Source organism: Candidatus Soleaferrea massiliensis AP7, assembly GCF_000820765.1.
GTDB lineage: Bacteria > Bacillota > Clostridia > Oscillospirales > Ruminococcaceae > Soleaferrea > Soleaferrea massiliensis.
Genome location: NZ_CCYH01000018.1, coordinates 113,911 through 134,899, shown reverse-complemented (window position 1 = coordinate 134,899; position 20,989 = coordinate 113,911). Strand labels below are relative to the sequence as shown.

The window sequence follows — 20,989 nt, the reverse complement described above, 5'->3', positions numbered from 1 at the left end:
CATCCATCCCCTCCCTTAATTGGATTCATAGTTTCCCTGTCCATACTATTTTACGGGGAATGATCTCTGCCGGTTACAAAGAAAATTCAGGCATCCGATTTCAACCGCTGTCCGCAAGGCTTTATCTGCTTGCTTGAACAAAATCATTGCCGCTGCGCGGACGCCTGAATCTTGTCTGCGGTAAGTTCCACGGTTCAAGGTTCACCAGGTAAGCCGCACCATCGGTACGGCGCGCAAACCATTGACCGGATTGCTGCCATACATGAATCGGTTTTCTTATCCCCGGTCATCTATGCGCCAGCGAACAGAGAAATTCAAGAAATATCTCATATCTCCTGATACCTTTGTGATATCGGTATGCTATGATGAGATGATCTTAAAACAGGAGGGATTTTTATGAAAACATGCTGCATCTTTGATCTGGACGGAACATTGATCAATTCCCTGGACGACCTTGCCGACAGCTGTAACTATGCGCTGGAGGTGCTTGAATTTCCCACGCATGACGTGCAGTCCTACAAGCATTTTGTCGGCGACGGCATCTTCACATTGATGGAACGGATCCTGCCTGAGCATGAGCGGAACGATATCAATGCAAAGTCGGTCAAAAAGCTGTTTGACGCCTATTATGAAAAGCACTATCTGGATAAAACCAGGGCATACGCAGGCATACCCGAGCTGATCCGCCTGCTTTGGGAGAAGGATATCAGAACGGCCGTTGTCTCAAACAAACCTGACGAGTTTGTTCAGAGAATTGTATCCCAGCTGTTCACCGACATCCCCTTTGACCTCGTTATCGGCCAAAGCAAAGCGATTCCCAAAAAGCCGGATCCAACCGGCGTAAACCAGGTACTGGAACGGCTGAGTGTCCCGAAAGAGGAATGCCTGTACATCGGCGACTCGGATGTCGACGTGCAGACCGCACAGAATGCCGGTATCCGCTGCATTGGCGCCGCCTGGGGATTCCGCGGCGAAGAGGAACTCCGAAACGCCGGCGCAGACGCTGTTGTCATGCACCCGATGGATGTTCTCGAACTGCTCGGTCACGAATAGGACGCCGCGGAAACTGTCTCTGCCGCGCAGGAACACCGCATTCATCTGACAGGCGCCTGAATAAAACGCATCGTCGCTGTCTGAACTGGAATTGTCACACAGAAAATCCATCTGTCCCATTGGCAGCCGTATCGATCGGAATAAGCTTGCTACTTGCTCCACCGGGTTACAGCGGGATATCCGCACAGATACTTTTTCATGTGCGCGTAAAATCATCTGACCTTGAGCGGTCAACGCATCAGCAGATGGGATAAACAATCGAAAAAGGCGTGTTTTCCAGAAAAGATGCCGAAGGTATGTTGACTTTTTCGCCGGCAGGTATTATACTTATGCTAGGTTAATTTGTTCAAAGACAGTGACGGGAAAGACCGGTACAAGGCTGCACAGAGAGAGGGTCCGCAGGCTGCAAGGCCCTTCTGCCAAAGACCGTTGGTCCGCTGCTCCCGGAGTCCCGAAGCCCCATGAAGTTTCGGCGTAATTCCTGCGTTAAAGGGTACGAGTGGTGTTGCAAAACACAATTTGGGTGGTACCACGGAGCTGAGAAGTTTTCGTCCCATATCTGCCGGTTTGGCAGGTGGGAGGAAGGCTTTTTTCTTTTTTGCGGCCTTCATCCGCCTGCAGAAAGAAAACCGCATATCCGGTTTGAAAGCCCCCTCTGCTGTTTGAAGAACATGATAAAGGCCCGCCGTGCGGGGGCCGCCGCATAGATTCTGACTGATAGGCCGCACGGAGAAATGGTGGTAAACATTATGCAATGGACAGGCCTCAATGAACTCAGGGAAAAGTTTTTATCCTTCTTTGAAAGCAAACAGCATACCAGGCTGCCGAGCTTCCCGCTCGTCCCAATCGACGACAACAGCCTGCTGCTGATCAATTCCGGCATGGCGCCGATGAAAAAATGGTTCCTTGGACAGGCGACGCCGCCGAACAAGCGCGTCACCACCTGTCAGAAATGCATCCGGACGCCGGATATCGAGCGCGTTGGAAAAACCTCCCGCCACGGCACCTATTTTGAAATGATGGGCAACTTCTCGTTCGGCGACTACTTCAAGGTGGAAGCGACCAAATGGGCTTGGGAATTCGTCACAGAGGTGCTGGAGCTCCCGGTTGACAAGCTCTGGGTGACCATCTATCTCGACGACGACGAAGCGTTCGACATCTGGACGAAGCAGGTCGGCGTTTCGCCGGACAGGATCGTTCGTCTCGGCAAGGAGGACAATTTCTGGGAGATCGGAACCGGTCCTTGCGGACCGTGCTCCGAAATCTACTATGACCGCGGCCCCGAAAACAGCTGCGGCAAGCCGGACTGCGCGGTCGGCTGCGACTGCGACCGGTACGTTGAATTCTGGAACCTCGTATTCTCCCAGTTCGACAACGACGGCAACGGCAACTATACAAAGCTCGAGCACCCGAACATCGACACCGGAATGGGACTCGAACGCCTCGCCTGCATCATGCAGGGCGTCGACAACCTGTTCGAGGTCGACACCGTGCAGAACATCATGAAGCACATCATGGAGATTGCCGGCGTGAAATACCATGAAAGCGAAAAGACCGACGTGTCGCTGCGGGTCATCACCGACCACATCCGCAGCACCACGTTCATGATCTGTGACGGCGTCATCCCATCCAACGAGGGACGCGGCTATGTGCTCAGAAGGCTGCTGCGCCGCGCCGCGCGCCATGGAAGGCTGCTGGGCATCCAGGAAAACTTCCTCTACAAGGTCGTGGATACCGTCATCCAGGAGAATAAGACCGCGTATCCCGAGCTTGTGGAGCGGCAGGACTACATCAAGAAGGTCGTGCAGGTGGAGGAGGAGCGTTTCTCCAAAACCATCGACCAGGGCATGGAGCTGCTGAACCACATCCTCGACGAGCTTTCCGCTTCGGAAGTCGAGAACGCCAGACTCTCGGGTGAGCAGGCGTTCAAGCTGTACGATACGTTCGGCTTCCCGGTCGACCTGACCAAGGAGATCATCGAGGAACGCGGCGTCGACTTTGAGGAGGACCGGTTCCTTGAGCTGATGAACGAACAGCGGGAACGCGCCAGAAACGCGCGCGCCGATCTGGATTCGGTCGGCTGGTCGGATGATGTGCTTGCCGGCATCGATGAATTCGGCTTCGATTTCCTGGGCTATGAGACGCTTGAAACCCCGGCCGGCGTGCAGACACTGGTCAAAAATGGAGAAATCGTCGATTCCATCGAAGAGGGAGACGAGGCGATCATCCTGCTCGACAAGACCCCGTTCTATGCGGAGAGCGGCGGACAGATCGGCGACGCCGGTTCCATCGAAAGCGATATCGGCGTCTTCGAGGTGTTCGATTGCAAGAAGTCCGCAACCGGCCACTATATGCACATCGGACGCATGAAGACCGGCGTCGTGCAGAAGGGCGACAAGGTCAAGGCCATCGTCAACATGGCCCGCCGCAAGGCGATCATGCGCAACCATACCGCGGTGCATCTGCTGCAGGCGGCGCTGCGCCGGGTGCTCGGCGACCATGTCCATCAGGCTGGTTCGCTGGTTGAACCCGACCGCCTGCGCTTCGACTTCTCGCATTTCTCTGCCGTCACGCCGGAAGAACTCCGGAAGGTCGAATTCCTGGTCAATGAAAAGATTCTGGAAGCCATCGATGTGTCCACCCGCGAAATGAGCATCGACGAAGCGAAGAAGAGCGGCGCAATGGCGCTGTTCAGCGAGAAGTACGGCGATGTCGTCCGCGTGGTCGGCGTTGACGATTACTCGGTGGAGCTCTGCGGCGGCACGCACATCCAAAACACCGCGCAGATCGGTCTGTTCAAGATCATCTCGGAATCCTCGGTCGCAGCCGGCATCCGCCGCATCGAAGCCACAACCGGCTTCGGCGTGCTGGGACTGCTGGACGAAGCCAACAGCACGATTCAGCAGGCCGCCGACGCGATGAAGCTGGGCGACCCGCACGAGCTGGTTCATAAAGCGGCCGCACTGACCGCACAGCTTAAAGAGAAGGACCGCGAATTGGAGCAGATGAACGAAAAACTCGCGGATACCAAGCTGGACGGCCTGATGGAAAGCGCCATGGACATCGACGGCATCAAGCTTGCCGGCACGGTCTTTACCGGAACCAAACCGGAAATGCTGCGCAAGATCGGTGACCGCATCAAAGAAAACCGCCCGGATATGGTCGCGCTGCTCTGTTCCTTCTATGAAGGCAAGCCGTCCTTAATGATGGTCTGCGGCAAGGACGCCATCAAGCAGGGCATGCATGCCGGCAAGCTGATCAAAGAGGTCAGCGCCATCGCCGGCGGAAGCGGCGGCGGACGTCCGGACAGCGCGATGGGCGGCATCCCGAAGGATTTCCCGCCGAAACAGTTGTTTGAAAAGCTGCCGGAAATCATCCGCAGCATGAAAAAATAAAGCAAAAGGAAAGGAGCGGCTTTCATGGACTGCATCTTCTGTAAAATTATTGCCGGAGAAATCCCGTCGAACAAGATCTATGAAGACGAACTGGTCTATGCGTTCCACGACATCGATCCGAAGGCGCCGGTGCACTTTCTGGTCATCCCGAAGGAACACATCCGTTCGGTCCTGGAAATCAATGGGACAAACAGCGCCGTTGTCGCGCATATCTATGAAGTCATTGCCAAGCTCGTGAAGGAGCTGGATGTTAAAGACGGCTACCGTGTCGTGACCAATGTCGGAGAGGACGGCGGACAGACCGTTGACCACATGCACTTCCATGTGCTGGCAAAACGCAACCTTGCCTGGCCTCCGGGCTGACAGGCTGATCAGGATACTTCGAAAAGGCGGATGATCCGCCTTTTCGGGGTGTTTTGGCGTTTACCAAAACGCATATCTGGTTTTTAATAGAAAAATTCCGCCTGATTCGACAGATTGAAAGGGGCTGTCTGGTCTTTTTCCTGCAAATTCTGTCGAATTTGGGCGGCTGGGGAGGTATTATGATGCAGGACTTCTACACGCTGGAGGTGGCGGGACTGACCCGTCAGCTTCCGATCTGTCAGGCGGACGAGCACATGTCGATTGCGGCGTTTGTCATGTTCTCGGATGTGGAGCTGACCGTCGTCTGCGCCAAAGAGCTGATTAAAAAATGTCCGGAACACGATGTCATCGTGACAGCCGAAACCAAAGGCATTCCGCTGGCCTATGAAATGGCCCGCAATCTGGACGAACGGTACATTGTGGCGCGCAAAAGCGTCAAGCTGTACATGAAGGACCCGATCTCCGTCAAGGTCAAATCGATTACAACCGACCATATCCAAACGCTTTATCTGGCAGGCAGCGAGGTTGATTATTTGAAGGGTAAACGCGTTTTGATTGTAGACGATGTCATCAGCACCGGTGAAAGCCTTGCCGCCATGGAGGAGCTGATTCACACATCGGGCGGCACGGTGGCCGGCAAGGCGGCTGTATTGGCCGAGGGTGACGCGGCAAAACGCGGCGACATCATCTATCTTGAATATCTGCCGCTGTTTTTCGATTAACAGCTTTACAACCTGTATAGTAATGAAGATATTCCTTTATTTGTATAGAAAACCTGTGATATTTTTCTCCCGAAACAATATCACAGGTTTTTTCAAAATGGAATGGCTTTCCCGTCAATAGGATGGTTTTCATACCAGTTCCCTTTCAAGCGCATTATTGTCTATCGTAGCTTCGCCATACCCCTTTTTTCTGCGTTGCCAATATTATCTTAATACAGCTGTCGTTCCGTTTTCTCCTGCATAACCAATATCATCTGAATGCAGTTGCTGTTCTGTTTCCTTCTACATACCAATATCTTCCTGATACAGCCGCTGTTCTGTTTCCTTCTGCATACCAATATCATCTTGGTACAATCGTCGTTCCGTCTCCTTATCAAGTACAACCTTCTACGCCTATCCGCGAGCCCAACAGAAAGGATGAACATCCATGAAAAGGCCGCTCGCCCTGATCGGATGCACCTGGTTTATCACCCTTGCCATTGTAAGCTGTCTCAGTGTCAGTCTGGGGTTATCCCTGGGCGTACTGGGACTTGTTTTGTTGTCCATTCTGGGACTGTATGTACTGTTCCAGCGCAAAGACCCCGCCTTTGATGTCCTGCGCCCGCGCGCGATCACCGCCGCCGCTGTTCTGATCACGGTCTGTGCGGCGATTCTTTCGTTCTTCCTGTGCAAAACACTGCGGTTCGATCCGGTTTCACCAAAGGAAGGGAGCACCTTTGCGGTCGTCGGAACCGTTAAAGACATCACCAAACAGGGAAACGCAACCGATTATCTTGTAAAGATCGACCCGGATCAGGATGTTTTATCGAATGACACCGTGCTGCTGCGCTGTTACCGACCGCTGGAAATCGATGCTTACGAGAAGATCGAAACCACCGCCAAGGTCCGCGGGCAGAGCAATTATTATGAAGCATACTACCGTTCACGCGGCATCAGCGTATGCGGGACCATCACCGATGCACAGGTTTTGGAGGCTGCCAAGCCCTCTATGGGCAAATGGATCTATGATCTGAACGAGGAACTGAATCGGCGCATCCACGATACGGTTCCGGGCTATCAGGCCGGTGTACTCAGCGCGGTGCTGCTCGGCAGGACCGACCAGCTCGATTACGATGTCGGAACCGCCTATTCCAACGCGGGGGTCTACCATGTTCTTGCCATCTCCGGCCTGCACATCAACCTGTTTGTCATCACGCTGTTCTCCCTGCTGTGCCTGTGCCGAATCCGCCGCAAGCCGGCCGCACTGATCTCCATTCTGATCCTGTGGTTCTATATCACGCTGATCGGTTTCCGGTATTCCGCCATGCGCGCGGGCATTATGGCGACGATGTATTTTCTGTCCATCCTGCTGAACCGGGAAAACGACACGCTCAACGCGCTTGGACTGGCCGCGCTGCTGCTCTGCCTGCCGAATCCCTACGCGGCCTGCAGCACCAGCTTTCAGCTTTCGTTTCTGTCCACGCTCGGCCTGATCCTGTTTCCCGGCAAGATCACTGACTTTCTGACACAGCGGTTCAAAATCGCGTCCAAACTTCGGATTCTGACCGAAAGCTTTGCGCGCACCTGGTCGGCGGTTTTTCTGACCCTGCCGGTGCTGATCTTTCAGTTCGGATCCGTCACGCCGCTGGCGATGTTCGGAAACCTGCTGGTCATCCCGCTGATGCCGTATGTACTGGCCTTCGGCGCTTTGATGCTGATCTTTTCCTTTGTCCCGTTCCTCTCCCTGCTTTCCACAATCTGCGGATTTGCCGGCAGCTTCTTTGTCACAATCTGCACCACCGTCTGCCAGCTGATCGCGTCGGTCCCGTATGCTAGGGTCAACGCCGACTACGGCTTCGTCAAAATCTTCTTAATAGGCTTTTTCATCATGATGCTCTATGCGATTTTCCGCAGCCGGAAAGCCAGAACCGTCGTCTGCGCGCTGCTGCTGTCCTGCACCGTGCTGTGCGCCGGCATCCTCTCCTATCAGCTCCTGATGCGGGATGTCAGCACCTACACCATCTTCAATACGATCTATGGAGAGAATGTGCTGGTCAGCCACAGCGGGAAGCATATCCTGATCGGTACGCTGGAAGACAACGCCGCCGTCATCCATATCCAGAACCATCTGGCCAATGTCGGCATCAAAAAGCTGGACCTCATCATCCTCCCGGTTTCCGGCAGCCACAGCAAAGAATCCGCCGTGTTCCGTCGGACAGAACTTGAAGCGGATACCTGGATTCTTCCAAAGGATATTCAGTTGTATCAGCCTGAGCAGCCGCGGAGGGTGGAGGAACTGAACAATCTGCAGATTGCGCTTTCCAGCGATTTTGTCATCGACCTCTACGCACAGAAAGACGGCGCGGCCGTCCTGATTTCAAACCGCGGCGACCTCACGCTGCTCAGCTTCGGCGGGGCGGATCTCTATGACGCGCTGGTCAAAGGCCCGATTGAAACGCTGATCATTGACGACCAGCTTCCCGGAAGCATCGACAAGCTGCGCTGTGAACAGGTCCTGATCTGTTCACAGGAAAGAAGGGCGACGCTGAAGCAGCAGCTGAACTTCACGGCCGAAGCCTTTGTCGATCTCTCCGAAAACGACACGACCTCGCTGTTTGTCCGTCAGAAGGACTGCATCAGACTGATTGCATCGCCTTCTCCATGATGGCATAGATCTCCGGATGCGTCTTTTTGAGATTGATGACGCGCATCTCCCTGTTGGTCCACGCGTGCGCCGTGTGGCCGATGTTGACCGGCTTGTCCCCGCCATTGCGATAGACCTTATATTCAAATTCCATGCGGGCGGCGGTGAGCTTCGTGATGGATACCTCGACCGTCAGCTCGTCTTCATATTTTGTATAGCCCATATATTTTACATCCAGCGACACCAGCGGCATCATAACGCCGGCCTTTTCGACTTCACTGTAATGCATGCCGACCTGCTTGATAAAATCGGTGCGCGCAACCTCATACCAGACCGGGTACACGCTGTGGTGGGTGATCCCCATCTGGTCGGTCTCCGCATAACGCACCGTGATGTGACTTTTTGAAATCATTTGGAACCATTCCTTTCTGCTAACTTCCCGTTTCGTCCCCGATGACGACATCCGCAAAACCGGCGCCGATCAAACCGGCCAGCGCCCGCGGCGACAACTCCATCTGCATCCCTCTTTTACCTGCGCTGCAGATGATCGTATCCAGCGCCTGCGCCGAACGATCCATGACGGTGGCATACCGCTTCTTCATGCCGACCGGCGAACAGCCTCCTTTGATATATCCGGTCACTTGGGTGATCTGCGCTGCCGGCAGCATGGCGATGGATTTTTCCCCGACCGCCTTCGCCGCCTTCTTGAGATGCAGCTCCTTTCCGACCGGTATGACAAAGACATGGATGTTCTTATTGGCAGAGATGGTCACAAGCGTCTTGTATACCATCTCACACGGCTTTCCGATCTTGGCCGCCGCCGAAACGCCGTCGACAAACGTATCGCCATCGTAATGATAAAGCTGATAAGGAATGCCTTCCTTTTCCAAAATCCGCATCGCATTTGTTTTTGTAATCGATGCCATATTTTTTACACCCTTTCCAATGCCGCCGCTGTGCTAAACAGCAGCAACACACATTTTCCTGTTTTTATCCCAGTCTCAACAGCCGAAAGCTGCGCTTTACAAGAAAACCAAACCAATCCCGCCCGGAATGGTTTGGTTTTCTTGTTTCACTTTTTTGCAGAAACAGACCGTATCCATGACTGCCCGGTTCTCTCAAACAAGCCCGTCGATCATCTACGCTGTCCGGCTGTGATTATTTCTTATGCAGGCTCATTCTCAGCCGCATGGCCGCGGGCTTGATCTTTTCAAACGCCATATAGATCGGCTTCTTATAAACCCGGTCAAACTCCCCGATGTATTCGGTCGCGCCTTCCTGACGGCAGAAGCCCTCCTTGAATTTGAACAGTCCATCCTCCTTGGTCAGATGGAACACGCCGCCGAAGTCGTAGAGCTTCTTCTTTTCTTCGAGCGCCCACTGGATCATGGCCCATTGATTCGCATAGTTCGGCATCAGGTTGCGTTTGACGTTGGAGCTGGCGCCATAGATGTAGAACATCTTTGGACCGTAGTTCAGGCAGATGGCTCCGGAAAGCGCCTCTCCCTCATGCTCCGCCAAATAGATGCGCAGCTGGTCGCCCTCGTATGCATCCAGCATCCGTTTAAAATATTCATACGGCCTTGAGCCGATCCTGTCACGCTCGGTTGTGATACGGTAAATCTCATAGAAGGTTTTGAGGTCCTCTTCCTCTCTGGAATACCGCACCGTGATGCCCTTACGGCTGGACAGCCGGATGTTGTACCGCGTCTTTTCGCTGAACTGCTTCATCAGCTCCTCCGGCGATTTTCCGTCCAGATGCAGAACCATGTTAAAGCGCGGCTGCACCAGCTGTGCCTTGCCGAATTTCCGGTTGCGCACCTGAAACCCCAGCGTTTCATAGGCCGCGCCCAGCTTGTCGTCGATGACAATCTCCGGGTCCAAACGCAGCACAAACGCATTGTACTTTTTGGCAAGGGGATCCGCCTCATCGACCAGCCTTTGCACCAGCTCGGTGTCATAGACATCGCATACCGGTCCGCGCGGGGCGTACATCATCGCATAGCCGCCGATGACCTTTTTGATGATCAGGGACATACCGGCTATGATCTCACCATTCTCTTCCAGATAAACCTGTTCGTTATCCCAGTCGCTTTTGACCCTGCTCCAGGCAATATCCTGCGTCACATTCGCATAGGGACTGTTTTTCATATACGCATTGTATTTTTCGACCATCTGATTATCAGTTCTATCCAATACAGGCATCTGCTCACCTCAAAAAAATAGTTTCTGCCGTCAAGCGGCAATATAGAAGCTGCAGCTCAAAGGAGATGCAGGCATTTTTTAGCTATGACAACATCGGATTCATAGGGAACATATTCGCCGCGTACCTTCTGATAGGTTTCCTCACCCTTGCCGGCAATCAGCAGGATGTCACCCGGCAGCGCTTCCCGAATGGCCTTTTCAATGGCCGTCTTGCGGTCCGGTACAATCTCATACGGCACATGATAGGGCTTCAGGTAATTGGCGATATCCTCACAGATCTCGGTCACATCCTCGAACTGCGGGTCCTCGGCCGTCAGATAGATCTGCTGCGCATTCTCACCTGAAAGGGTGCCGATATCCCTTCTTCTCAGATAGGCCTTGCCGCCCGGGCATCCAAAGACCGCGATGATCTTCTGGCCCGGATAGTCGAGCTTCAGCGATTCATACAGCCGTGAAAAGCTCAGGTAATTGTGCGCATAGTCCACAATCACCATCTTTCCCTGTCCGCGGTAGACATTCATTCTTCCCGGAACCTCGGTGATCTCCAAGCCCCTGGCGATTGACGCGTCGTCGATGCCCATAACCTTTGCCACCGCAAACGCCGCCAGGGCATTCTCCGCATTGAAGCGGCCTTCCATCCCGGTGCGGAATGTTTTTTTATAGTCCTTGGTGCAGATATCGAAATACATCCAGCCATCCTGCCGCCGGATATTTTCCACATAGTAGTCAAAGCTATCGTTTGTACCATATGTATATACGCGCTGGCAGTTTTCCTCTGCCGCTTTCCACACCCGGTCGAATTCCCGGGTCTCTCCGTTGATGATCGCGGTGCGGCAGTGTTTGATAAACTCTATTTTACAGGAGAGATAATCTTCAAAATCCTCATGCTCCACCGGGCTGATGTGGTCCTCCGAGATATTCAGGAACACACCGACGTCAAAATCCATCCCGTAAACGCGGCTGAGCTTGTAAGCCTGCGAGGAGACCTCCATTGTGAGCTGATCCAATCCGTTCTCCAGGATGTCGTCGAAGTGCTGCTGCAGATCGATCGACTCCGGCGTGGTCAGATGCGCCTCTTCGCTTTCCTTTCCGGTAAACATCTCCACTGTTGAAAAGATGGCGGTCGGCCTTTTGCGGGAGGCATCCAGAATGTTTTTCACATAGTAGGTGGTGGTGGTCTTCCCCTTCGTTCCGGTGATGCCGACGATGTTGATCTTCTCAAACGGCCGGTCATAGTAGGCAATGGCAATAATCGACATCGCTTTGCGGGAATCTTTTACCTGAATATAGGGCACATCCTTCGGGACATCCTCATAATGCTGTTCGGCGATATAGGCGATTGCCCCGTTTTCCAGCGCCTGTTTCAAATATTGTTCCTTAAAACCAAATCCCTTGCAGATGAACAGGCTGCCGGGATGGATGTCTTTAGAATTATATGAAATATAATCGATATTTATATCCGCAAAGTTTTGATAGATGGTATAATCCACCACCAGATCATAATTTTTTAAAGCCTCCAGAAGCTTGGACAGCGTGATTGTAAACTTCCCCATGTTGATTCTCTCCTCTTTTTTCTTGATGACACACCACATCGTTCCATATATAAGTAGTTATATTATAGTCCACAAAGTGGTCTACAATATAAAAGAGTCATGAAATTTTTAAGGAATCATCCACTTCCATCCCCACTGCCTGTCCATTTATATCTTCAGCCATCGCGTATACTCTTTCTACACACAAAAAAGAACCCGATTCTTTCGAATCGGGTTCTGATAATCTGATATAGATTATTTCTTCTTCAGATATTTACGAGTATCGATCGCAACTGCGGTGATAACGATGACACCTTTGATGATGTTCTGAACATACGGGGAGATACCAATGAATGCAAGTCCGTAGTTCAGGAACTGGAAGATGAACACGCCGAGGATAACGCCCGGTACGGTACCAACACCTCCGGCGAACGATACACCACCGACGACGCAGGCGGAGATCGCATCCAACTCGTAGTTCAGACCCATGTTGTTTGTCGCGGAACCGACACGTCCTGCCTCAAGCAGAGCGGCGAAACCGTAGCAAACACCAGCGAGGGTGTAGAAGAACATGATGGTCTTGTTGTAGCTGACACCGGATACAATCGCTGCTTCCGGGTTACCGCCAACTGCGTACATGTTTTTACCAAGTCTGGTCTTATTCCAGAGGATCCAGATCAACACGGTGACAACCGCAGCAATCATGAAGATGAACGGAATGGACAATTTACCCCAGTATTTACCGCCGGAGATCAGCGTAATGGAACCGCCGCCGAGTTCGGTATAACCTTTATCAAGGCTTCCGATCGGGGTAGCACCGCGTCCCGGTTTATCGAAGTACAGGGATGCCGTACCATATGCGATCAACTGCGTACCCAAGGTGACAACGAATGCGTGCATTTTCAGGAATGCAACACCGAAGCCATTCAGCGCACCGAACAGGCCGCCGATTACCATGACCAGAAGCCACGGAAGCAGGATGAATACCGGACCAAGTCCCGGATAGAACGCATCCGGAGCGGTTGCGGACTGCAACAGGGATGCGGAGATAACCGCACAAAGACCGACGATACGTCCGACGGAAAGGTCGGTACCGAGAAGGATGATGGTCGGCGCAACACCCAACGCAATGATCAAACGTGTAGAAGACTGACCCATGATGTTGGTCAGTGTTTTAAAGGTTGCAAAACCCGGTTTCAAAATGATGACAACAACAATCATCAAAAGCAACGCGATATAAATACCGTTATTTAATAGAAAATTTTTAAAGTCAAACGACTTTTTTTCTGCTGCAACTGTGTTTGCCACTAAAAACACCCCTTATATTATAAGTATTTAGCTGCTAATGCTAATATCTCTTCCTGATTGGTATCTTTCGTATCCACAATACCAGCTACCCTACCATTACTCATAACAAGAATTCTATCTGTAATGCCGAGAAGTTCCGGCATCTCAGAGGAAACCACGATGACTCCCTTGCCCTTACATGCAAGATCGATGATCAACTGGTAAATTTCATATTTCGCACCAACGTCGATACCACGGGTCGGCTCGTCCAGCAGCAGAACTTCCGGCTCGGTCAGAAGCCATCTGCCAAGAATTACTTTCTGCTGGTTACCACCGGACAGAGAACCGATATTGGTCTTCTGTGTTGGGGTTTTTACGCTCATGCTGTCGATAACCCACTGCGTACCTTCCTTGACCTTCTTGTCATTGATAAATCCATACTTCGAGAAATTACCCATACTGGCAATTGTCGAGTTAAACGCGACGCTCAGACCCGCAAAGATACCATTTGCACGGCGCTCCTCTGTTACGAGTGCAAAGCCGTTCTTAATGGAAGCTTTCGGATCGCTGTTGTCTACCAGTTTGTTATGTAAGTAAACCTCTCCGCTGGCTCTGTGCCTGATACCGAAGATCAATTCAATAACTTCTGTTCTTTTTGCACCGACCAGTCCCGCAAAACCAAGCACTTCGCCTTTACGAAGATCGAAGGATACATCCGTTGCGTTCGGCTGATAAAGTCCGGTCAGATGTTTGACCTGCATCAGCACTTCGCCAGGCTTGTTGGTCTTCGGCGGGAAACGGTTGGTCAGCTCACGGCCGACCATCAGGCTGATGATCTTATCCGTGGTCAGTTCCGCAGAAGGATGGGTATCCACCCATTTGCCGTCACGCATGATCGTGACTGTGTCGGAGATCGCCAGGATCTCTTCCATCTTATGAGAGATGTAGATCAGTCCAACACCCTTTTCTTTCAGGCTTCTCATAATCCTGAACAGGTGATCGACCTCTTTTTCCGTCAGTGAAGACGTCGGTTCGTCCAAAACAATGATCTTTGAATTGTAGGAAACCGCTTTAGCAATCTCAACCATCTGTCTCTGAGAAACGGTCAGATTGCCAACCTTCTCTCTTGGATCGATGTCGATTGCTAAATCTTCAAAAATACGTTTTGTCTCTTCATACATCTTCTTTTCGTCGATAAAAGCACCCTTCTTCGGGTACTTGCCCAACCAAATATTATCCATAACGTTTCTTTGGAGAACCTGATTGAGTTCCTGATGCACCATTGATACACCATTTTCAAGCGCCTGCTTCGGGTCGGTAAATCTTACAGACTTGCCTTCGATCAGGATATCGCCGGAGTCCTCAATGTAGATACCAAATAAACATTTCATAAGAGTGGATTTACCCGCACCGTTTTCACCCATCAGCGCATGGATACTACCACTCTCGAGCTTCAATTGGGCATGATCCAGCGCCTTAACGCCAGGAAATTCCTTACAGATATCACGCATTTCCAATAACGTGCTCATTATACGCTTCACCACGCTTTAAACATTTATTTTAAAACAAGGATGCACAATAAACATGCATCCTTGTTTTTTAAGCAACTATTGCTCAATATCAAATCAGAGAAGCTTCTTATTTGACAAATTCTTTGTAGTTCTCTTTGGTAACTGCTTTGTACGGTACACGGACAGATTTGCCGGTCTCGTCAAATTTCCAAGAGGTTCCTGCGAGCGGATCATTTCCACGAGCAAGGTTGACAGCCAGATCGATAACAGCCTGAGCCTGGTTCTGGTCGTCGTTCAGAACAGTACCGATCATGTCGCCGCTCTCGATGTAATCCATAACTTCCGGCAGAGCGTCAACGCCAGCGACCATGACTTTACCGTTAACTTTGTTAGCGGTCAGGGAGCTTACAACACCCAGAGCCATACCGTCGTTGTTGCAGAGTACGAGTTCGATCTTGTCGCCGTACTGTGCATACCAGTTGTCCATCAGCTCTTTCGCTTTAGCGGTATCCCACATAGCGGTGTCTTCCGGAGCAAGCAGTTCCATTTCGTATCCAGCGTCTTTGATGGTCTTAACAGAATACTCGGTACGAGCTTCTGCGTCCGGATGTCCCGGTTCGCCCTTCATCATGAGGTACTGGATTTTGCCGTCGCCATTCTTATCCCATTTCTTGTCAGCGTCAGCCTTCAGGTAATCGACAACAACGTTACCCTGCTCAACACCGGACTCGGAAGAAGTGGTTCCAACATAGAAGGATTTGTCATATTCCTGCATGGTAGCAAGATCCGGCTCTTTGTTGAAGAAGACGATAGGAATCTCAGCATCCTGTGCTTTCTTCTGAACAACAGCAGCGGCCTGCGGGTCAACCAGGTTGATTGCCAGCGCGTCAACGTTACTGCCGATCATGGTGTCGACCTGGTCGTTCTGGGTGGACTGGTTATTCTGGGAGTCATTCATCGACAGAGTGACTTTGCCGTCCATCTCAGCAACAATCTTATCCATGTCGTTACGGACATAGGACATGAAGTTGTCGTCGTACTTGTAGATGGTAACACCGATGGTTACAGCCTTGTCTTCGCCGCCAGCTGCGCTGGAGCCGTCAGATGCAGAACCTTCGCTGGAGGAAGAGCCGCCGTCGCCGCAAGCTGTCAGCGAGAACGCCATCATACCAGCTAATACTAATGCTAATAACTTTTTCATTTTTTTTCTCTCCTTATGCAAAGTATAAATTAGATTATTTGCTACAAATCACCGTTCGTTTCACAACTTTTCAGAAGCAGATGATTATTGTAGTACTGATTAATACCTTTGCGTAATAATATGGTATACTTTAGATTTGGCGCGCCGCTTGAGAACCCCAAGCAACACCGCCTTAGTACATGAATGATATTACCATAACACGCTGAAATAATCAAGGCTTTCTCCAAAAAATTTCGAGATTCCCAAATAATTCGTCATTATGTATCAAACAGCGGACAAGTTTTTGTGCAGTTTAACTACTTTTTCACATCATAATATTTTAAAAAAATAATTTATTTGGTTTTTTACCCTGAATATGTAAATCACGTATTTTAGATAATATGATTTTCCTGTCGTTTTTTTGTTTTTTTTCGTGAACTATGCATAGCAGTTCGGTTTATTTTTACACATTATTTGTATAAATAAGCCTAAACACTCCGACAGAAATGGATTCATGATTCCTGCACAGCTGATCTCTGTGTTTAGATATCAGCTTTTTGTGCATCTTCAAACATTGCCTCAACCTCTGCGGACGGTTTCTTATCCAGCAGCGAAACGGCCACAACCAGAATCAGCGCCAGCGCGAAGCCCGGAACGATTGAGTACAGTCCGGTGCCCGCAAGCGCCGGGATGTTTTCCCAGAGCAGAACCATCGCGCCGCCGGAAACCATGCCGGCAACCGCGCCCTTCATGGTCATGCGCTTCCAGAACAGCGACAGCAGAATGACCGGTCCAAACGCTGCGCCGAATCCCGCCCAGGCATAGGATACCAGTCCCATAACGGAGTTATTCGGGTCTAATGCTATAATATATGCGATCACAGCGATGACTATGACCGAAATGCGGCTTACCCACATCAATTCCTTCTCACTGGCTTTTTTGCGGATCAGCGCTTTGTAGAAGTCATTGGAAACCGCCGAAGCCGTGACAAGCAGCTGGGAATCCGCGGTGCTCATGACCGCCGCGAGAATCGCAGAAAGCAGGATGCCTGCCAGGAATCCCGGTGCCAGCTTGACGACCAGTTCCATGAAGATGACCTCCGCCGCCTTTGCGTCGGCATACGGCACAGCGCCCTGGCCGGTCAGATATGCATAGCCGAGAATACCGACCAAAACCGAGCAGATCAAGGTGATGGCCACCCAGACCATCGCGATGATTCTGGATTTTTTGATCATGTCGCTGTTTTTGATCGCCATGAACCGAACCAGGATATGCGGCATGCCGAAGTATCCAAGACCCCAGGCCAGGCTGGAGATGATGCCGATGACCGGCAGCGCGCCGCTTCCATCCGCAAACAGGTTTAAGAAGGTGCCGTTGTTGTAGCTTCCCAGCGTCTCCAGGCTGAGTCCGGCCGTGCTGAACGCCGCGACGACCGGAACGATGACGATGGCCAGGAACATCATAATGCCCTGGATAAAGTCGGTCCAGCAGACCGCCTTGAATCCGCCGAGGAAGGTATAGGCGATGATGACCAGCGCGCCGATGGTGACTGCCACGGTATAGTCAATATGGAAGATATGCTGGAACAGTGTCGCACCCGCGCTGAATCCGGATGCTGTGTAAATAAGAAAGAATACAAAGATGATGACGGCGCAGATGCATCTGACCACCGCCGATTTGCTGGCAAAACGGTTCTGCAGGTACTGCGGGATCGTGATGGAGTCGCCCGCAACGCTGGTGAACTTGCGCAGCCGTTTTGCGACGATCTTCCAGTTCAGATAGGTTCCAAGCGCAAGGCCGACGGCGATCCACGCGCCGCTGATGCCGCCGATATACGCCGCCGCCGGCAGGCCCATCAGCAGCCATCCGCTCATGTCGGACGCCTGGGCGCTGAGCGCTGTGACCCATGGGTTCAGTTCCCTGCCTCCCAGAAAATAGTCTTTCATGTTTCGTGATTTCCTGAAGAAATAGACGCCGACACCCAGCATAACCACAAGGTATGCGATGAAGGCAACCAAAATTCCCCAATCCATTGGATAAACACACCTTTCTTCTTATAATATGACACCATTATAATATAAATTGTTCAAAAACACAACACTTTTTTGCATTAAAGCAGTACAATTGTACATCTTTCCTGTCTGCTCCACAGGAATCAGGCTGAAAATAAAGAGAAGGCGTCCCGCATTCAGGACGCCTTCTCTTTATATATAATAGGTAGAAACCCATCGTTGTCTCACGCAGCACCGCGTCGAAACCATACGGTTGGGTTCTATTATGACAGATTCCCGGTCTGATACATGATGACCGACAGTGCGCAGACCGGCGCAGTTTCACAGCGCAGAATGCGGCTGCCCAGCGTTGCGGCATGCACCCCCTGCAAAAGCGCGCAGCGTACCTCTTCTTCGGAAAATCCGCCCTCCGGCCCGATCAGAATGGAGATGGTCCGGTACTCCTGCCTGACCAGCGCGGACAACGCTTCCCCGCCGCCTTCATAGAACAACAGCGGCAGGTCGTCCGCAAGCATGCCGGAGATTGCATCCTGGAAGGAAACCGACTCCTTTACCTGCGGGATGATTCCCCTTCCGGACTGCTTGGCCGCTTCCAGCGCAATCTTCTGATAGCGCTGCTCCTTTTTGCGCATGCTCTTTTGGTCCGGCACCGACACACAGCGCGCCGTGTAGACCGGGATGATCTCAGACACGCCCAGTTCAACCGCCTTCTGCACAATCCATTCGAACTTGTCGCTCTTGGCCAGCGCCTGATAGAGCCGCACCCTGACACTTGGTTCCGTATGGCAGGGTACGGCGTCTTCTATATATAACAGCACATGATCCTGTCCCAGCTCCCGGATGGTACAGCGGTAATCCGTCCCCTGCTGGTCGCTGACGGTGACCGCTTCGCCTTCCTTCATCCGCAGCGACCGGCTCAGATGACGCGCATCCTCCCCTGTCAATGTGACGGTGTCGGATACGGGAGGCACATCGATAAAAAAACGCGGCATCACACGCCTCCCGATGCTTTCTTCTTCCGCGAACAGGTCAGCGCCACCCATCCGCCGCTGGTGCGCGTCTGGTCGATCTGAAAGCCGATCTTCTCAACTGCTTCGGCGACATTGTCATACCGCTCCTCAATGATGCCGGAGATGACAAAAACGCCGTCCGGCTTCAGATACTGCGGAATATCCGGGCAGAGCCGCACAATGACATCCGCGACGATGTTCGCGCAGATGACATCGTAGGTGCCGGTGATTCCCCTGGTCAGATCGCCTTTATAAAAGGAAGTCCTGTCGCTGACGCCGTTGAGCTTCGCATTCTCCCCGGCCGTGCGGACCGCCACGCCGTCGATGTCGCAGCCGACCGCGGATTTCGCGCCCAGCAGCACCGCCGAAACCGACAGGATGCCGCTTCCACAGCCGACATCCAGTACGGTTTTGGTGTTGTCGATGTGCTGCTCCAGCAGCTGCATGCACAGCCTGGTCGTGTCGTGCGAGCCGGTGCCGAACGCCATACCCGGGTCGAGGATGATCACAACCTCGCCGGGCTTTGCCGAATAGTTTTCCCAGGACGGGCAGACCACCAGATGCTCTCCCACCTTGGTCGGATGGAAGTACTTCTTCCAGGCGGTCGCCCAGTCCTCCTCGCTGACGCTGTTGCAGTTGATGGTATAGGCGATCTGTTCGCTTTTGAGACGGTCCTCCAGGAACGAGATCGCTTCGCGCGGATTCTCCGCCGGGCTGATGTATACATGGATGATCGCGGTCTGCCGGTCACGCTGCAGCAGCTCCTCGTCGATCAGGTCGATATGTGCGATTTTCGGGGCTTCGGTGGTCAGGTCGGAATAGTCTTCGATATAGATGCCGTATGGGACGACCATCTGGGCGATCGAGGAGGCGACCTCCAGATGGCCGGTCGGGATCGAGACGAGTATTTCGGTCCAGTTCATCAGTCTTTTCCTCCCATGGCGTCCTTGAGCTTGTCGAAGAAGCTTTTGCGCTTCTCATAGTTCCGGTCGCCGGTCAGCTTGTCGAAGGCCTTGAGCGCATCCTTCTGCTTGGTATTCAGGTTTTTCGGCACCTCGATGCTGATGCGCACATACTGGTCGCCGCGGGTCGAACGTCCGATATGCGGCACACCCTTGCTCTTGAGCCGGAAGATGGTGCCCTGCTGGGTACCTTCGCTGATGTTGTACTTGACCTTGCCGTCCACGGTCGGGACGATGATTTCGGAGCCGAGCGCCGCCTGCGCAAACGAAACCGGGACCTCGCACCAGATGTCGAAGCCGTCGCGCTCAAACAGCGGATCCGGACGCACCGATACCGTGACCATCACGTCGCCGTTCGGGCCGCCGTTGACGCCGTGGTCGCCCTGGTTACGCACCGCGAAGGTCTGCGCGTCATCGATGCCGGCCGGGACATTGACGTCCATCTTGACGTTTTTCCGCACCCTGCCAAGGCCGTTGCAGTCCTTACAGGGCTTGGTGATGATGCGTCCCTTTCCCGAGCATCTCGAACAGGTCTTGGCGGTCTGGATCACGCCGAACGGCGTGCGCTGCTGGATCTTGATCTGGCCGGAGCCGTTGCAGTCCGGACAGGTTTCCGGCGCGCTTCCGCCCGCCGAGCCGGTGCCCTTGCAGGTATCGCAGTGCTCCAGCCGCTTGAACTCGATCTTCTTTTTACATCCCTTGACCGCTTCCATAAACGACAGGCCGAGATTGATGTTGATGTTGTTTCCGCGGATCGGCGCGTTCGGGTTCCGCGTGCGGGTCGAGCCGCCGAAGCCGGATGAGAACCCGCCGCCGAAGATGTTCTCGAAAATGTCGCCGATGTCGCCGAAATCGAATCCGCCGGCAAAGCCGCCGCCCGGTCCGCCCGCGCCGAAGTTCGGATCGACGCCCGCATGGCCGAACTGGTCGTATTTTGCGCGCTTCTCCTTGTCGGAGAGCACTTCATAGGCCTCGTTGACCTCCTTGAACTTGGCCTCCGCCTCTTTGTCCCCGGGATTCAAGTCCGGGTGATATTTCTTAGCAATGGTGCGGTAGGCCTTCTTCAGCTCGTCGTCCGAGCAGCCCTTCTGTACGCCCAGCACCTCATAATAATCGCGTTTCTCCGGCAAACAA

16 protein-coding genes are annotated in these 20,989 nt (G+C 52.6%); 5 read left to right on the top strand and 11 right to left on the bottom strand.

From position 1 onward, the window contains the following. Positions 1-396: 396 nt before the first annotated feature. From BN348_RS04140 to BN348_RS04115, 5 genes are all read left to right on the top strand, one after another. Complete coding sequence (locus BN348_RS04140; RefSeq protein WP_040196400.1) at positions 397-1,053, top strand: HAD family hydrolase; 657 nt, start codon at positions 397-399, stop codon at positions 1,051-1,053. A gap of 749 nt (positions 1,054-1,802) precedes the next feature. Then, positions 1,803-4,448: an alanine--tRNA ligase gene (alaS, locus tag BN348_RS04135; RefSeq protein WP_040196399.1), complete on the top strand. Its 2,646-nt coding sequence runs from the start codon at positions 1,803-1,805 to the stop codon at positions 4,446-4,448. 24 nt (positions 4,449-4,472) lie between these two features. After that, positions 4,473-4,811, top strand: a complete 339-nt coding sequence (locus BN348_RS04130) for a histidine triad nucleotide-binding protein (protein ID WP_040196398.1) — start codon at positions 4,473-4,475, stop codon at positions 4,809-4,811. 182 nt (positions 4,812-4,993) lie between these two features. Continuing rightward, positions 4,994-5,533: a phosphoribosyltransferase family protein gene (locus tag BN348_RS04125; protein WP_040196426.1), complete on the top strand. Its 540-nt coding sequence runs from the start codon at positions 4,994-4,996 to the stop codon at positions 5,531-5,533. Positions 5,534-5,960: 427 nt separating this feature from the next. Next, entirely contained in the window at positions 5,961-8,177 is a 2,217-nt protein-coding gene (locus BN348_RS04115) for a ComEC/Rec2 family competence protein (RefSeq protein WP_040196396.1), read from the top strand. Here the strand turns inward: BN348_RS04115 and BN348_RS04110 are convergent. The 11 genes from BN348_RS04110 to dnaJ form a co-directional block, all read right to left on the bottom strand. Further along, positions 8,149-8,568: an acyl-CoA thioesterase gene (locus BN348_RS04110; protein ID WP_040196395.1), complete on the bottom strand. Its 420-nt coding sequence runs from the start codon at positions 8,566-8,568 to the stop codon at positions 8,149-8,151. The genes BN348_RS04115 and BN348_RS04110 overlap by 29 nt on opposite strands. Before the next feature lie 19 nt (positions 8,569-8,587). Further along, a complete protein-coding gene (gene ybaK / locus BN348_RS04105) occupies positions 8,588-9,082 on the bottom strand; it encodes a Cys-tRNA(Pro) deacylase (RefSeq protein WP_040196394.1) in 495 nt (164 codons plus the stop codon). Positions 9,083-9,314: 232 nt separating this feature from the next. Continuing rightward, on the bottom strand, positions 9,315-10,361 hold the full coding sequence (locus tag BN348_RS04100) for a lipid II:glycine glycyltransferase FemX (RefSeq protein WP_040196393.1): 1,047 nt from the start codon (positions 10,359-10,361) through the stop codon (positions 9,315-9,317). A 56-nt stretch (positions 10,362-10,417) separates the two neighbouring features. Beyond that, on the bottom strand, positions 10,418-11,914 hold the full coding sequence (locus BN348_RS04095) for a UDP-N-acetylmuramoyl-L-alanyl-D-glutamate--2,6-diaminopimelate ligase (RefSeq protein WP_040196392.1): 1,497 nt from the start codon (positions 11,912-11,914) through the stop codon (positions 10,418-10,420). A gap of 234 nt (positions 11,915-12,148) precedes the next feature. Continuing rightward, the gene (gene mglC / locus BN348_RS04090) at positions 12,149-13,201 is read right to left on the bottom strand and encodes a galactose/methyl galactoside ABC transporter permease MglC (RefSeq protein WP_040196391.1); all 1,053 of its coding nucleotides are present in this window, start codon (positions 13,199-13,201) and stop codon (positions 12,149-12,151) included. Positions 13,202-13,218: 17 nt separating this feature from the next. Further along, the gene (mglA, locus tag BN348_RS04085; protein ID WP_040196424.1) at positions 13,219-14,709 is read right to left on the bottom strand and encodes a galactose/methyl galactoside ABC transporter ATP-binding protein MglA; all 1,491 of its coding nucleotides are present in this window, start codon (positions 14,707-14,709) and stop codon (positions 13,219-13,221) included. A gap of 109 nt (positions 14,710-14,818) precedes the next feature. Continuing rightward, on the bottom strand, positions 14,819-15,892 hold the full coding sequence (locus BN348_RS04080) for a galactose ABC transporter substrate-binding protein (RefSeq protein WP_040196390.1): 1,074 nt from the start codon (positions 15,890-15,892) through the stop codon (positions 14,819-14,821). Between the two features lie 521 nt (positions 15,893-16,413). After that, positions 16,414-17,904, bottom strand: coding sequence for a sodium/proline symporter PutP (gene putP / locus BN348_RS04075; protein WP_040196389.1), 1,491 nt, complete (start codon positions 17,902-17,904; stop codon positions 16,414-16,416). 242 nt (positions 17,905-18,146) lie between these two features. Further along, the gene (locus BN348_RS04070; protein WP_040196388.1) at positions 18,147-18,875 is read right to left on the bottom strand and encodes a 16S rRNA (uracil(1498)-N(3))-methyltransferase; all 729 of its coding nucleotides are present in this window, start codon (positions 18,873-18,875) and stop codon (positions 18,147-18,149) included. Next, complete coding sequence (gene prmA / locus BN348_RS04065) at positions 18,875-19,816, bottom strand: 50S ribosomal protein L11 methyltransferase (RefSeq protein ID WP_040196387.1); 942 nt, start codon at positions 19,814-19,816, stop codon at positions 18,875-18,877. Before prmA ends, BN348_RS04070 begins: the two co-directional genes overlap by 1 nt. Beyond that, positions 19,816-20,985: a molecular chaperone DnaJ gene (gene dnaJ, locus BN348_RS04060; protein ID WP_040196385.1), complete on the bottom strand. Its 1,170-nt coding sequence runs from the start codon at positions 20,983-20,985 to the stop codon at positions 19,816-19,818. The genes prmA and dnaJ overlap by 1 nt, the downstream gene beginning before the upstream one ends. Between the last annotated feature and the right edge of the window lie 4 nt (positions 20,986-20,989).

Excerpts from the sequence above, each read along its gene's own strand:
- BN348_RS04115 (WP_040196396.1), top strand. The coding sequence starts at position 5,961 with ATGAAAAGGCCGCTCGCCCTGATCGGATGCACCTGGTTTATCACCCTT.
- alaS (WP_040196399.1), top strand. The coding sequence starts at position 1,803 with ATGCAATGGACAGGCCTCAATGAACTCAGGGAAAAGTTTTTATCCTTC.
- mglA (WP_040196424.1), bottom strand. The coding sequence starts at position 14,709 with ATGAGCACGTTATTGGAAATGCGTGATATCTGTAAGGAATTTCCTGGC.
- putP (WP_040196389.1), bottom strand. The coding sequence starts at position 17,904 with ATGGATTGGGGAATTTTGGTTGCCTTCATCGCATACCTTGTGGTTATG.
- BN348_RS04110 (WP_040196395.1), bottom strand. The coding sequence starts at position 8,568 with ATGATTTCAAAAAGTCACATCACGGTGCGTTATGCGGAGACCGACCAG.
- BN348_RS04095 (WP_040196392.1), bottom strand. The coding sequence starts at position 11,914 with ATGGGGAAGTTTACAATCACGCTGTCCAAGCTTCTGGAGGCTTTAAAA.
- prmA (WP_040196387.1), bottom strand. The coding sequence starts at position 19,816 with ATGAACTGGACCGAAATACTCGTCTCGATCCCGACCGGCCATCTGGAG.
- BN348_RS04070 (WP_040196388.1), bottom strand. The coding sequence starts at position 18,875 with ATGCCGCGTTTTTTTATCGATGTGCCTCCCGTATCCGACACCGTCACA.
- BN348_RS04140 (WP_040196400.1), top strand. The coding sequence starts at position 397 with ATGAAAACATGCTGCATCTTTGATCTGGACGGAACATTGATCAATTCC.
- BN348_RS04100 (WP_040196393.1), bottom strand. The coding sequence starts at position 10,361 with ATGCCTGTATTGGATAGAACTGATAATCAGATGGTCGAAAAATACAAT.
- ybaK (WP_040196394.1), bottom strand. The coding sequence starts at position 9,082 with ATGGCATCGATTACAAAAACAAATGCGATGCGGATTTTGGAAAAGGAA.
- BN348_RS04125 (WP_040196426.1), top strand. The coding sequence starts at position 4,994 with ATGCAGGACTTCTACACGCTGGAGGTGGCGGGACTGACCCGTCAGCTT.
- BN348_RS04080 (WP_040196390.1), bottom strand. The coding sequence starts at position 15,892 with ATGAAAAAGTTATTAGCATTAGTATTAGCTGGTATGATGGCGTTCTCG.
- BN348_RS04130 (WP_040196398.1), top strand. The coding sequence starts at position 4,473 with ATGGACTGCATCTTCTGTAAAATTATTGCCGGAGAAATCCCGTCGAAC.